This is a genomic window from Dyella humi, from assembly GCF_044904605.1.
GTDB lineage: Bacteria > Pseudomonadota > Gammaproteobacteria > Xanthomonadales > Rhodanobacteraceae > Dyella_B > Dyella_B humi.
The window spans coordinates 506,059-519,608 of record NZ_JADIKI010000021.1; the positions used below are offsets into that span (position 1 = coordinate 506,059).

10 protein-coding genes are annotated in these 13,550 nt (G+C 61.0%); 7 read left to right on the forward strand and 3 right to left on the reverse strand.

The window, feature by feature from the left end:
* Position 1 precedes the first annotated feature (1 nt).
* The 7 genes from ISP18_RS02795 to ISP18_RS02825 all read left to right on the forward strand — a co-directional run bounded on the left by ISP18_RS02795 (position 2) and on the right by ISP18_RS02825 (position 9,966).
* A complete protein-coding gene (locus ISP18_RS02795) occupies positions 2-1,570 on the forward strand; it encodes an aldehyde dehydrogenase (NADP(+)) (protein WP_380016805.1) in 1,569 nt (522 codons plus the stop codon).
* A 48-nt stretch (positions 1,571-1,618) separates the two neighbouring features.
* Complete coding sequence (gene gudD, locus ISP18_RS02800; protein ID WP_380016807.1) at positions 1,619-2,971, forward strand: glucarate dehydratase; 1,353 nt, start codon at positions 1,619-1,621, stop codon at positions 2,969-2,971.
* Between the two features lie 42 nt (positions 2,972-3,013).
* Positions 3,014-4,312, forward strand: a complete 1,299-nt coding sequence (locus ISP18_RS02805) for an MFS transporter (RefSeq protein WP_380016809.1) — start codon at positions 3,014-3,016, stop codon at positions 4,310-4,312.
* Between the two features lie 10 nt (positions 4,313-4,322).
* A complete protein-coding gene (locus ISP18_RS02810) occupies positions 4,323-6,734 on the forward strand; it encodes a glycoside hydrolase family 31 protein (protein ID WP_380016811.1) in 2,412 nt (803 codons plus the stop codon).
* 191 nt (positions 6,735-6,925) lie between these two features.
* On the forward strand, positions 6,926-8,134 hold the full coding sequence (locus tag ISP18_RS02815) for a porin (RefSeq protein WP_380016813.1): 1,209 nt from the start codon (positions 6,926-6,928) through the stop codon (positions 8,132-8,134).
* Positions 8,135-8,145: 11 nt separating this feature from the next.
* Entirely contained in the window at positions 8,146-9,072 is a 927-nt protein-coding gene (locus tag ISP18_RS02820; RefSeq protein ID WP_380016815.1) for an SMP-30/gluconolactonase/LRE family protein, read from the forward strand.
* Positions 9,073-9,138: 66 nt separating this feature from the next.
* Positions 9,139-9,966 (forward strand): NAD-dependent epimerase/dehydratase family protein, encoded by an 828-nt coding sequence (locus ISP18_RS02825; protein WP_380016817.1) that lies wholly within the window; start codon positions 9,139-9,141, stop codon positions 9,964-9,966.
* A 274-nt stretch (positions 9,967-10,240) separates the two neighbouring features.
* Here ISP18_RS02825 and lysS read toward each other — a convergent pair whose 3' ends face one another.
* The 3 genes from lysS to prfB all read right to left on the reverse strand — a co-directional run bounded on the left by lysS (position 10,241) and on the right by prfB (position 13,344).
* The gene (gene lysS, locus ISP18_RS02830) at positions 10,241-11,761 is read right to left on the reverse strand and encodes a lysine--tRNA ligase (RefSeq protein WP_380016819.1); all 1,521 of its coding nucleotides are present in this window, start codon (positions 11,759-11,761) and stop codon (positions 10,241-10,243) included.
* Positions 11,762-11,865: 104 nt separating this feature from the next.
* The gene (locus ISP18_RS02835; RefSeq protein WP_380016821.1) at positions 11,866-12,180 is read right to left on the reverse strand and encodes a hypothetical protein; all 315 of its coding nucleotides are present in this window, start codon (positions 12,178-12,180) and stop codon (positions 11,866-11,868) included.
* Between the two features lie 38 nt (positions 12,181-12,218).
* A protein-coding gene (prfB, locus tag ISP18_RS02840) for a peptide chain release factor 2 (RefSeq protein ID WP_380016823.1) occupies positions 12,219-13,344 on the reverse strand; the annotation gives its coding sequence in 2 pieces (ribosomal slippage) (positions 12,219-13,268 and positions 13,270-13,344; 1,125 coding nt in all).
* Positions 13,345-13,550 lie beyond the last annotated feature (206 nt).

The following is a 13,550-nucleotide window of genomic DNA, read 5'->3' on the forward strand; positions in this document are numbered from 1 at the left end:
CATGTCGCTGAGCGGAAAGCTGTTGCTGGGTGCCGCACAAACGATGGGCAGCGCGGGAACTTTCCACGCTGTCAATCCGGCGACGGGTGAAACCTTGGAGCCTTCCTTCGGCCTGGCCACTCACGACGATGTCGAGCGTGCCTGCCAACTGGCGGCCGGCGCTTTCGATACGTATCGCGAAACGGAACCCGAGGTCCGTGCGCAGTTTCTGGAAACCATCGCCACACAGATCGAAGCGCTGGGTGATGTCCTGATCGAGCGTGCGATGGCCGAAACCGGCTTGCCACGTGCCCGGCTGGAAGGTGAGCGCGGACGTACCTGCAACCAGTTGCGCCTGTTTGCGACCGTCGTGCGCGCGGGCGATGCCACCGGCGCACGTATCGATCCAGCCCTGCCCGAACGCAAACCTCTGCCGCGTGCAGACCTGCGCATGCGCCGCATCGCAGTCGGTCCGGTGGTGGTCTTTGGCGCCAGCAATTTCCCCCTGGCCTTTTCCGTGGCTGGCGGCGATACCGCATCGGCGCTGGCGGCGGGTTGTCCGGTGGTGGTCAAGGCGCACTCGGCTCATCCGGGTACATCCGAACTGGTGGGTCTGGCGATTCAGCGCGCTGTGGCGCAATGCGCCCTTCCCGAAGGTGTTTTCTCCTTGCTGTTTGCGCGCAAAAACGTAGCGAGCGCGCTGGTCGCCCATCCGCATATCCAAGCCGTGGGATTTACCGGCTCGCGCGCTGGAGGCCTTGCACTGCGGCGCATCGCGCTGGAACGCCCGCAACCGATTCCTTTTTATGGCGAACTGAGTGCGGTCAATCCGGTGTTTCTGCTGCCGCACGCGCTGGAAGCTCGCGGCGCGGCGCTGGGTCCGGCATTCGTTGCATCGTTGACACTTGGCGCGGGGCAGTTCTGTACCAATCCCGGCTTGCTGTTTGCCATCGACAGTCCTGGATTGAATGCATTTGTCGACGCTGCCGTCGCCGCACTACAAACGGCAAGCGCACAGACCATGCTCACGCCAGGCATTCAAGAAGCTTATGAACAAGGCGTCGCGCAGCTAGCAAAAGAGCACAACGTGCACTGCCTGGCGCGTGGCCAGACCGCTTCGCAACACACGGCGCAGGCTGGTTTCTTTGCCACCGATGCAGGCAGCTTCATTGCGCAGCCGAACCTACATGAAGAAGTCTTCGGTGCAACCGCTCTGCTGGTGCGTTGCAAGGATGCCGCTGAATTACGCGCCCTGGCTGAAACCCTGGAAGGCCAGCTCACCGCAACGCTGCATTTGGACAGCGCCGACACCGCGCTGGCAGGCACGCTGCTGCCCGTGCTGGAGCGCAAGGCAGGACGCATCCTTGCCAATGGTTGGCCCACTGGCGTGGAGGTATGCCATGCAATGGTGCATGGTGGACCGTGGCCGGCTACTACCGATGCGCGCAGCACTTCCGTAGGCACCGCTGCGATCGAACGTTTCCTGCGGCCAGTGTGCTACCAGGATCTGCCGCCCGCACTGCTACCCGCTGCCGTACAAGACAGCAACCCGCTGAAGCTGCGCCGGCTCATCGACGGCCAGTGGCACTGATCCGGTCAATCTCCTTCCACCGCACCTTGACGTCGTCTGGAACAAACCATGAATCACCACGCCTATGATGCTGCCAGCCGCACGCCGCCCATCACTCGTCTGCAAGTGATCCCAGTGGCGGGACGCGACAGCATGCTGCTCAACTTGAGCGGCGCGCACGGTCCGTTTTTCACACGCAACATCGTCATTCTGGAAGATTCAGAGGGTCGCCTAGGCGTCGGTGAAGTACCGGGTGGCGAAGCGATCCGGCAGACACTGGAAGACGCGACGCCGCTGGTGGTTGGCCAATCGATCGGCGCCTACAACCAGGTGCTCAATACCGTGCGCCGGCAATTCGCCGATCGGGACAGCGGTGGACGTGGTCTGCAGACCTTCGATCTGCGTACCACGGTGCATGCGGTCACCGCGCTGGAAAGCGCCTTGCTGGACCTGCTTGGTCAACACTTGGGTGTCCCTGTTGCGGCATTGCTGGGACAAGGACAGCAACGCGCCAAAGTGCCAGTGCTCGGCTACCTGTTCTTTATCGGTGATCGCACGCGCACCGATCTGGAATACTCGGATGGAAGCGATGCCTCCGACGACTGGACGCACCTGCGTCATCAACAGGCACTGACAGCGGAAGCCGTGGTGCAGCTGGCCCAGGCCGCACGTAAGCGTTACGGCTTCAAGGATTTCAAGCTCAAGGGCGGCGTGCTGCGCGGCGACGAGGAAATGCAGGCAGTCATCGCGCTGACCGAAGCGTTTCCTGACGCACGCATCACGCTCGACCCCAATGGGGCGTGGTCGCTGACTGAAGCCATTCGCTTGTGCCGCGACAAACGCGGCGTGCTGGCCTATGCGGAAGATCCCTGCGGTGCAGAAGGCGGTTATTCCGGACGCGAAGTGATGGCCGAATTCCGCCGCGCAACCGGATTGCCGACCGCCACCAACATGATTGCAACCGATTGGCGCCAGTTGAGCCATGCCATTCAATTGCAGGCCGTCGACATTCCGCTGGCCGATCCGCATTTCTGGACCATGCAAGGCTCGGTGCGCGTCGCGCAGCTATGCGATGAGTGGGGCCTGACCTGGGGTTCGCACTCCAACAACCATTTCGACATCTCGCTGGCCATGTTCACCCATGTGGCCGCCGCCGCACCCGGACAGATCACCGCGATCGATACCCACTGGATCTGGCAAGACGGTCAGCGCCTGACCCGCGAGCCCTTGCGCATCGTGGACGGCGACATCGACGTGCCGACCGCGCCGGGACTGGGAATTACGCTGGATATGGCTCAGATCGAACAAGCCCATTCGCTTTACTTGCAGCACGGACTTGGTGCACGCGATGACGCCGTCGCGATGCGCTACCTGGTGCCGGGCTGGCAATTCGATCCGAAACGCCCCTGCCTGGTGCGCTGACACAACACACCACAGAGTTCCAAAAGGGAGAGGGAACAGATTGTGAAAACCATCAAAGGACTGCGCTGGTGGATCATCGCTTTGGTGTGCCTGGGCACCATTACTAACTACCTTGCACGCAATTCACTCGGGGTATTGGCGCCGCAGCTGAAGACCGAACTCGGCATGAGCACGGAGCAGTACTCCTATGTCGTCGGCGCCTTCCAGGTCGGCTACACGATTATGCAGCCGGTGTGCGGATTCATCATTGACCTGATTGGCTTGCGCATCGGTTTTGCGCTGTTCGCCGTGTTGTGGTCGGTGGCCGGCTGTCTGCACGCAGGCTCCGTGGGCTGGTTTTCGCTGGCCAGTTTTCGCGGCCTGATGGGGCTTACGGAAGCGGCCGCCATTCCGGCCGGCATGAAGGCTGTGGCGGAATGGTTTCCCGACAAGGAAAAGTCCATCGCTGTCGGCTATTTCAACGCAGGCACGTCGCTGGGCGCCTTGCTCGCGCCACCGTTGGTGATCTTTATCTCGCTGCGCTTCGGCTGGCAAACCGCCTTTGCGGCCACCGGAGCCCTTGGCTTTGTATGGGCTGCGCTGTGGTACAGCTTTTACCGCTCTCCGCGCGAGCACGCCCGGCTATCTTCCACCGAGCGCGACAAGATCCAAACTGGACAGGCTCGGCCAGTCAATGCATCGCGATCCAAACGGCCGGTGCGTGAGGTCATGACGTCGCGACGCTTCTGGGCCATCGCGCTACCCCGTTTTTTTGCCGAGCCCGCTTGGCAGACCTTCAGCTTCTGGATTCCGCTGTACCTGTCCAGCGCAAGACACATGGAGCTCAAGGAAATCGCGATGTACGCCTGGCTGCCGTTTCTGGCGGCGGACCTGGGCGGACTGGCCGGCGGTTATTTGTCGCCGTTCCTGATGAAACATTTCCGCGTGCCGTTGTTGTGGTCGCGGGTCAGCGGCGTGGTGCTGGGCGCCATCATGATGATCGGGCCGGCCTGTATCGGCCTCGTAGCGTCGCCTTATGAAGCCATCGCGCTGTTCTGCATCGGCGGCTTCGCGCACCAGATGATTTCAACCCTGGTCAATACGCTCAGCGCCGACGTATTCGATCCGGAAGAAGTCGGCACGGCCAGCGGCTTCGCTGGCATGGCCGCATGGATCGGCGGACTCAGTTTCTCGTTGATAGTAGGCGCATTGGCCGACACCGTGGGCTACGGCCCCTTGTTCGGCATGATGGGCACCTTCGACCTGATCGGCGCAGCTTTGCTGATCTGGCTGATCCGCGGTCAGTCGCAACAGGATCGCGCGACGCAGCTCGTGAAACAGAAAGTCCTTGCATCTCAATAAGGCGATATCCATGTCATTACTGCATCCGCCTCGCTTCCAGCTTCACCCCCAGGAGCAACATCACCTTCGCCTCGTCAGCGACAATGGCGCGGCGCTTGAACTGTTCGTGTTGGAACAGGACATTATCCGCGTACTGGTATTGCCCGATGGCGAGCTGCGTGGACTGCCCACGTGGGCGATCGCACCGGGCATGGAAGATGTGCCTGTGCATGGGCGCGACCGATGGGATCTCAGTGGCTTCACCCTGCCCTCGTTCGACGTGCAGGTCAACGATGAAACGCTGCGCGTGCAAACCGAGGCCATCCGCCTGACAGTCGAACTTGCTGGCGGACGCTGCCATTGGGAGCTGCAACGCAACGGACAGTGGCACACCGTGCTGACGGACCGCGCTACCCAAGCCTACAACTTCGGTTATTGGGATGAGCAGGTCTATCACTATGTACAGCGCCAAGCCGATGACATGTATTTCGGACTGGGCGAGCGCGCCGGCGAATTGAACCGCGCTGGCCAGCGCTACGAGATGCGCAATCTCGACGCTATGGGCTACAGCGCACGCAGCACCGACCCGCTCTACAAGCACATTCCGTTCTATTTGACCTGGCAGCCGGAAGCGGGCACGGGTTTCGGCCTGTTCTACGACACGCTGGCCGATTGCAGCTTCGACATGGGGCGCGAGCTGGACAACTATCACGGCCACTACCGCTACTTCGTAGCCAAACACGGCGACCTCGACTATTACTTCATCGCCTCGCCGGATACCCCCTTGCACGCGGTACGCCGCTTTACCTGGCTGACCGGCCGTCCGGCATGGATGCCACGCTGGGGGCTGGGCTACTCCGGGTCCACCATGACCTATACCGACGCGCCCAACGCGCAGGCGCGCATGGATGAGTTTGTCGAGCACTGCCGTGAGCACGACATTCTGTGCGATTCGTTCCATCTGTCGTCGGGTTACACCTCCATCGGCAACAAGCGTTATGTGTTCCACTGGAATCGCGATAAATTTCCGGACGCACGTGGTTTTGTCGACGGCTACCGCCAGAGCGGCATCCGCCTTTGCGCCAATATCAAACCTTGCCTGCTGCGCGATCACCCTGCCTTTGCTGAAACCCAGAAAGCAGGCTTGCTGGTGTGCGATGCCAACGGTGACCCGGCCTGGGTGCAGTTCTGGGATGAAGTGGGCGCCTACCTCGATTTCACCAACCCCGACACCATCGCATGGTGGAAGGCGCAAGTAAAAACCGCCCTGCTCGATTACGGCATTGCATCCACCTGGAACGACAACAACGAGTTTGAATTCTGGTCGCCGGATGCGTCGGCGAAAGGTTTTGGCAAACCCTATCCGGCGCACGAAGCCAAGGTTTTGCAGACGATGCTGATGATGCGCGCATCACGCGATGCGCAGCGCGAGCACGCGCCGGCAACGCGGCCGTTCCTGGTGTCCCGCTCGGGCGGCGTGGGCATGCATCGCTATGTGCAAACCTGGTCGGGCGACAACTACACCTCCTGGGAAACGCTGCGCTACAACCTCAGGATGGGTCTTGGATTGGCCTTGTCTGGCATCTCCAATATCGGGCACGACATCGGCGGTTTCGCCGGCCCGGCACCTTCACCGGAATTGCTGGTGCGCTGGGTGGCGTTTGGTGTGTTCATGCCGCGCTTTTCCATCCACTCGTGGAACGACGATCACACCGTCAACGAACCCTGGATGTATCCGGCGGTGACGTCTCACATCGCCGCGCTGATCAAACTCCGCTACCACTTGATTCCCTATCTGTACGAACTGCTGTGGCAATCGACGCAAGCCTATGAGCCGGTGCTGCGCCCAACCTTCGCCGAATTCCCTGCCGACCGCCGCTGTTATGACATCAACGACGACATGATGCTGGGCTCGTCCTTGCTGGTGGCGCCGGTGGTGGAGTCGGGACAAGCCACGCGCGACGTCTACCTTCCGGCCGGAACGCGCTGGGTGGCTTATTGGACCGGCGAGTCGTTCGAAGGGGGGCAAACCGTATCGCTGCCGGCACCGTGGGAGCAGCCCGTCATGCTCATTCGCGAAGGCGGGGTGATTGCGCTCAACACGGCCGAGCAGCATTTCGATCAGCGCGCCGACCAACGCGGCTTCATGGTCGTACCGGTTGCCGGCATCGGCGAGGCAAGCGGTGGTTGTATTGAAGACGATGGCGAAACCGAAGCCTGGCGCGATGGACAGCAAGGTTGCTGGCAGATTCGCGCCATTTCGGATCTACAGAGCATCGCGCTGACTGTCACCCGCGAAGGATGCATGCCTGCCCATACGGATACCGTCGAGCTCTTGCTGCCAGCCAGCGAAACACGGCAACTGCATGTGTCAGGCGCGCGCATTCTCAAGCAAAGCGTGATGCACGGCTGGCACAAGCTGAGTTTGCAATGTGAGCACTAGGGGTGCTCCGAATAAATCAGCGTCCCAGCGAGACGCTTCACAACAGCGCGGCTGGTCAAACAGGGGCTCGGCGACTTCTATGTGCTTAAAGACACTGGGTCCCGGCCTTCGCCGGGACGACGAACCCGGCATGAATCAGAGTTTCCCTGGGAACGCCGGACGGATTGGAAGCACCACACAAGGACGAAAGCATGAAAAACGCAGGAAGCCGTCTTTCCATCAAACGCGCTAAAACGTGTATTGCGCTGTTGGCGACCAGCGTGTCACCCGGTGCCTGGGCGGAACTAACGTATTCATCGCAGAAAGCCTCCGTCACCTTCTACGGAGTCGTCGACGTCGCCTATGCCTACGTCAGCAATCGCGACGGCCACGCGGATAACACCTATATGGCCCAGAGCAATTTGCTGGCCAACAAGTTAGGGCTGTCTGGCACGTACGACTTCAACGAAAACACGCAAGCGTTGGCCAGGGCAGAGACCAACCTGGATGTACGCAAGGGCAAACTCGGCGCACCCGGTGTCTTTTTAAATCGCCAGGCGTTTGCCGGCATCAGCGACAAGCGTTATGGCACGCTGACCATGGGTCGCCAGTACACGCCTTATTTCCAATACGTTGGCGGCCAGGGGCCTGCCAACGTGCTGACCGGCGCCACCGGCACGCATCCGGGTGACATCATCGCGATGGATACCACCCTGCGCCTGACCAATGCATTTACCTATGCCTCTCCTAAAATCCGCGACTGGCAAGGCAGCGTGCAATACGGATTGGCGCGACGCATCGGCAATGGCTGGAATGGCGGCAGCCTCAGTGCCGCCGTCCGTTACGATCATGAAGGGTTTGCCTGGTCCGCGGGCTACGTGCAACTCAATAAGCTGGCAACCACCAGCGCAGTCGCCACGTTTGCCATGAACGCGCCGATCAACCGAGGTTATGCATCGGCCGACAATGCCAAGCTGCTTGGCACCGCTGCACGCTACCGCTTCGGTAAAAAGATGGTTGGCCTGAACTATGCCAATATCCGCTATGCGCCGGGTCCGGCATCCCTGTTCACAGACACGGCCGTATTCAACAGCTACGGCATCATTTCCAACTACGCTTTGACGCCGGCCATGACCCTCGCAGCAGGATACAGCTACACCGCCGAAGCGGCCTGCAACGGCTTGAGCTCGCTGGCACGATATCAGCAACTTTCATTGGAACAGTTGTACGTGCTGAACGAGTATGTCGCGTTGTATGCCTTGCAGGCCTATCAGAAAGCCAGCGGCAAAACCTTGCGTACCATCGGCGGCGTCAGCACCATCGTCGACGCAACCGCTTCGGTCGGCGACTCGCAGAACGGCATGCCATCATCCGGCCCAAGCCAAGGCGTGGCCATGCTTGGTGTGCGTTTCAAGTTTTAAGGACACGTGACATGCCGATCTACGATGCCGTCGAACGTATCACCTCTCCCGTCAGCGAACCGGCCGGTGTGGGTGAAAGCCCGGTATGGCGTGCGCAGGAATCCGCCTTGTATTGGGTGGATATCCCCGCCTGCAAGATCATTCGCCTGCATCTGGAAACCAGCGCACGCAGCGAGTGGGTGCTACCGGAAAAAGTCGCATGCATCACCTTCGACCAACAAGGTACGGTGCTTGCCGGCATGGAAACCGGGCTTTTTGCGGTGGACTTGCCCGCTCGCGGCAAAGATCATTCAGAACCAGCGCACGCCACGGTTCGCAGACTGGCTGCGCCGGTCTTCGCAGCACCCGGCATGCGTTTCAATGATGGCCGCTGCGATCGACAAGGCAACTTCTGGGCCGGCACGATGGTGCAGGATATGGCACAGGCCCAGCCAGCCGGTGCGCTGTACCGCTTCGACGCACAAGGAGACTTGTCCGCGCCGGCGATCGACGGCTTGATCGTGCAGAACGGATTATCCTGGTCGCCCGACGGACGCACCATGTACCTGTCTGACTCCCACCCTTCCCGACGCCTGATCTGGGCTTTCGACTATGACATCGAAACGGGCGAGCCAAGCAGAAGGCGTGTGTTCGCGGATCTGAACCATTTCGTGGGAAGGCCGGATGGCGCCGCTGTCGATGCGGACGGTTGCTATTGGATCTGCGCCAACGATGCGGCGCGTGTGCTTCGCTTTACGCCGGATGGCCGGCTTGACCGCAGCATTGAGCTGCCCGCGATAAAACCCTCGATGTGCGCGTTTGGCGGACCGGCACTCGACACCCTGTTCATTACCTCGATTCGCCCTGCCGAGGGTGCCAGCGAACACGATGGCCACGTGTTTGCGGTACGCCCCGGTGTACGCGGCTATCCGGAAACCGCCTATGCCGGCGTGCTTTGACGTGCTGCTGCGCCGTCGCGTCATGCCAGGTAGTTTCTGCTCACCCTGCACGTGGAGCAAACGCTCATGACATCTGATCCACTCGCCCAGATAAGTACGCATTGCCACCGCCTGTTGTTGACCGGCGCAGCGGGAAAACTCGGCAACGTACTGCGCACGCGCCTGAAGCGCTACGCCGATATCCTGCGCGTATCTGATATCGCAGATCTCGGCACTGCCCTCCCACAAGAAGAACTCGCGCCTTGCAACCTTGCCGACAAAGAGGCCGTGCACGCACTGGTCACCGGCGTTGACGCCATCGTCCACATGGGTGGTGTATCGGTAGAGCGACCGTTCGAGGAAATACTGCCCGCCAATATCCAGGGCACCTATCATCTTTACGAAGCTGCACGACGTCATGGCGTCCGGCGCGTCGTGTTCGCCAGTTCCAACCATGTCATCGGTTACTACCGGCAAGGTGACGTTATCGATGCAAATGCCCCGACAAAGCCCGATGGTTATTACGGCATCAGCAAGGCATTCGGTGAGCAGTTGTCACGCTTCTACTTCGATCGCTACGGCATTGAAACGGTCTGTCTGCGCATCGGTTCCAGCTATCCGGAACCGATCGATCGGCGCATGCTGATCACCTGGCTGAGCTACGACGACCTGGAGCAGTTGATTTGCCGCGCCTTATTCGTTCCTGGCGTCGGGCACACGATTGTCTATGGCATGTCTGCGAATCGCGATGCGTGGTGGGATAACCGGCAGGCAGCGGCGCTGGGGTATACGCCCGCCGACAGTTCCGAACCGTTCCGCGTCCATTTGGAGTCGACGCCGCCGCTTCCCGCCGATGATCCGGCGGGCTGGTATCAAGGAGGTGGCTTTGTGAAGGTTGGCTCGTTTGGAGACTGAGCGCAGCACGCCGTGAATCGGCCTAAAGGCATTTGGCCCCACGCAATCTCGCCTCGAACTTCAACGAAGCCCAGACCGGCTCCCTCCCCCCTTCGGGGAGAGGGTTGGGGTGAGGGGCCACGGCTTGCGTAGACGTTTGAACCCTTTAAACCGTTTTTGGCTTCGATCTCCGCGACACCATCGAGCATGGCGCGAGGTTGCCCCTCACCCCAGCCCTCTCTCCGGAGGGGAGAGGGCGTAGCAAGCTTTTAGCAATGTGCAAAAACGCAGAGCTTTACGCCTCGGGACGCATGTAGGGAAACAGCAGCACGTCGCGAATCGACGACGAGTTGGTGAAGAGCATCACCAGCCGATCGATGCCGACACCAAGACCGCCGGTCGGCGGCAAGCCCACTTCCAGCGCGCGGATGTAATCCGCATCGAAGTGCATCGCTTCGTCATCCCCGGAGTCTTTCGCATCCACCTGCGCCTGGAAACGCGCGGCCTGGTCTTCCGGATCGTTCAATTCGGAGAAGCCGTTGGCCAGTTCCTTGCCATTGATGAACAGCTCGAAGCGGTCGGTGATGCCTTTGTCGACATCGTTCTCGCGTGCCAACGGCGACACTTCCACCGGGTGATCGATGATGAAGGTGGGTTGCACCAGGGTGTGTTCCACCGTCTTCTCGAAAATTTCCAGCAGCAGCTTGCCCCAGCCGTAGCCCGGTTTTACCTGCGCGCCCAGGCGCTTGGCATGCGCGGCCATCGCTTCGCGATCGCGCAGTTCCTCGCGCTTGATCTCGGGATTGAGTTCCAGCACGGCGTCTTCCATGCGCCAGCGGCGGAACGCGGGGCCAACGTCGATCTCGACGCCTTCCCAGGAAAGCTTGGTGGTGCCTAGTACTGATTTGGCCGTATCGCGAATCACCGACTCGGTGAGGTCCATGATCTCGTGATAGGTGGCGTACGCCTGGTACAGCTCCAGCATGGTGAATTCGGGGTTGTGCCGGGTGGACACGCCCTCGTTGCGGAAGTTGCGGTTGATCTCGTAGACGCGGTCGAAACCGCCCACCACCAGGCGCTTCAGGTACAGCTCCGGCGCTACGCGAAGAAACAGATCGATATCCAGCGCGTTGTGATGCGTGATGAACGGACGCGCCACGGCGCCGCCGGGGATCATGTGCATCATCGGCGTTTCCACTTCCATGAAGCGGTACGGCTCGGCTTCCAGCCACTTGCGCATGTAGCCGATGATCTTCGAGCGCAGCATGAAGGCGCGGCGCGCTTCCTCCGTGACGATCAGGTCGACGTAACGCTGACGGTAGCGCTGCTCCACATCGGCCAGGCCGTGCCATTTGTCCGGCAGCGGGCGCAGGCTCTTGGTGAGCAGGCGCAGCGTTCCCACCTTTACCGACAATTCGCCGGTCTTGGTGCGCATCAGCAGACCTTCGGCGCCGACGATATCGCCGACATCCCAACCCTTGAACGCCTCGTACGTGGCCTCACCCACCGTGCCCTGGTGGATGAACAGCTGGATGCGGCCAGTGAAATCCTGCATCTGCACGAAGCTGACTTTGCCTTGCACACGCTTGAGCACGATGCGACCGGCGACTTTCACGCGGCGTGCCAGCGCTTCGATGGCTTCAGCCGTGTGCTGCTCCTTGTCGGCGAACTCGTCCTGCAGATCGCCCGCAAATGCGTCCACTTTGAAGTCGTTCGGGAAGGCAATGCCCTGCTCGCGCAGCGCGTTCAACTTCTCGCGGCGCTCAGCGATCAGCTTGTTTTCGTCGACGATCGGGTTTTCGGTTGCTTCGCTCATGGAGATTCCATTGCTGCCGGCGCTCATTGGAGTGCCGAACATTTCTATTTATCTATCGCTGATTGCCAAACAACGGGATGGCTTTCTTCCGAAAACGCCGCTCGTCAGTCGTCTTTGCCGAACACATGCTTGACCGCGTGCTTGGTCGCATCCCAACCCTTGCGCGTGCCATGCCCAATGCCCTGGCCGGCTTCCTTCGCGCCATGTCCGATGCCTTGGCCCGCTTCTTTTGCGCCATGACCGATCGTTTTGGCAACATGCGCGGTTGCGTGCCCCACGTCGCGAGCGCCGTTGCCGATAGCATGTCCGGCGTTCTTCGCATCCTGCTTGACACCCTGGTCGGCTGCGTTCGCCATGTGGCTGAAGAACACCAAGCTTGCGCATGCAAACAGAACTGCGTAGATCGTCTTGCCGCTCATGCTGTGACTCCTCGGTAGGTGGTCAGGCATCGCCATCATCACGCATCGACGCGCTTGGCGCCGGCATCCAGGCCCGCTTTCAGGCTGGCTTCCACGAACTCGTCCAGGTCGCCGTCCAGCACCTTCTGCGTATCGGTGCGCTCGATGCCGGTGCGCAGATCCTTGATGCGGCTCTGGTCCAGCACGTAGTTGCGGATCTGGCTGCCCCAGCCGATATCGGACTTGGACGCTTCCAGCGCATCCTTTTCGGCATTGCGCTTTTGTATCTCCAGTTCGTACAGCTTGGCGGCCAGCATCTTCATGGCGCGGTCGCGGTTGGCGTGCTGGCTGCGCTCAGTTTGGCAGGCCACTACCACGCCCGTCGGAACGTGCGTGATACGCACGGCCGATTCGGTCTTGTTGACGTGCTGGCCACCGGCGCCGGACGAACGGTACACGTCGGTCTTGAGGTCGGCCGGATTGATCTCGATGTCGATATCGTCGTCGACTTCCGGCGACACGAACACCGAGGTGAAGCTGGTGTGGCGGCGGTTGTCGGAATCGAACGGGCTCTTGCGCACCAGGCGGTGCACCCCGATTTCGGTTTTCAGCCAGCCGTAGGCGTAGTCGCCTTCCACGCGGAAAGTGGCGGACTTGATGCCGGCCACATCGCCCGCGCTCACTTCCATCAGCTCGGTTTTCCAGCCGCGCGATTCACACCAGCGCAGGTACATGCGCAGCAACATTTCGGCCCAGTCCTGCGCCTCGGTACCGCCGGCACCAGCCTGAACGTCGACGAAGGCGTTCGTTGCATCCATCTTGCCGGAGAACATGCGCTGGAATTCCAGCTTGCTCACCTCGGCGTCAAGCTTGCCGACGTCGGCTTGTATGGATTGCACGGTGGCCTCGTCGCCGTCGGCGGCGGCCATTTCCAGCAGTTCGCCGGCGTCGGTCAGGCCTGCGGTGATGCGGTCGATGCCGCTGACAATGGTGTCGAGGCGGGCGCGTTCGCGGCCCAGCTCCTGCGCGCGCGGCGGGTCGTCCCACACGTTGGGACTTTCCAGTTCGCGGCTTACTTCTTCCAGACGCTCACGCTTGGCGTCGTAGTCAAAGATACCCCCTAAGCGACTCGATGCGACCGGTGAGGCCCGCGATCTGCGCGAGGATCGGATTGGTTTCGATCATGGTGGATAGAACCTGATGGGATGGCGCCTGAGGGGCGCGAGATAAACGGTAATCGTAGCAAAGCCGGCACGGAGGCGCCTAGTTGAGGGTGGAAATGGAGAGGCTTGCGATGATCCCACCGTCCGCCTCGCCGTCATTCCGGCGAAGGCCGGAATCCAGTGACTTGGAATTGCCTAAAAGGCTCTGGACCCCGGCTTTCGCCGGGG

Excerpts from the sequence above, each read along its gene's own strand:
- ISP18_RS02795 (WP_380016805.1), top strand. The coding sequence starts at position 2 with ATGTCGCTGAGCGGAAAGCTGTTGCTGGGTGCCGCACAAACGATGGGC.
- gudD (WP_380016807.1), top strand. The coding sequence starts at position 1,619 with ATGAATCACCACGCCTATGATGCTGCCAGCCGCACGCCGCCCATCACT.
- ISP18_RS02810 (WP_380016811.1), top strand. The coding sequence starts at position 4,323 with ATGTCATTACTGCATCCGCCTCGCTTCCAGCTTCACCCCCAGGAGCAA.
- ISP18_RS02815 (WP_380016813.1), top strand. The coding sequence starts at position 6,926 with ATGAAAAACGCAGGAAGCCGTCTTTCCATCAAACGCGCTAAAACGTGT.
- ISP18_RS02820 (WP_380016815.1), top strand. The coding sequence starts at position 8,146 with ATGCCGATCTACGATGCCGTCGAACGTATCACCTCTCCCGTCAGCGAA.
- ISP18_RS02825 (WP_380016817.1), top strand. The coding sequence starts at position 9,139 with ATGACATCTGATCCACTCGCCCAGATAAGTACGCATTGCCACCGCCTG.
- lysS (WP_380016819.1), bottom strand. The coding sequence starts at position 11,761 with ATGAGCGAAGCAACCGAAAACCCGATCGTCGACGAAAACAAGCTGATC.
- ISP18_RS02835 (WP_380016821.1), bottom strand. The coding sequence starts at position 12,180 with ATGAGCGGCAAGACGATCTACGCAGTTCTGTTTGCATGCGCAAGCTTG.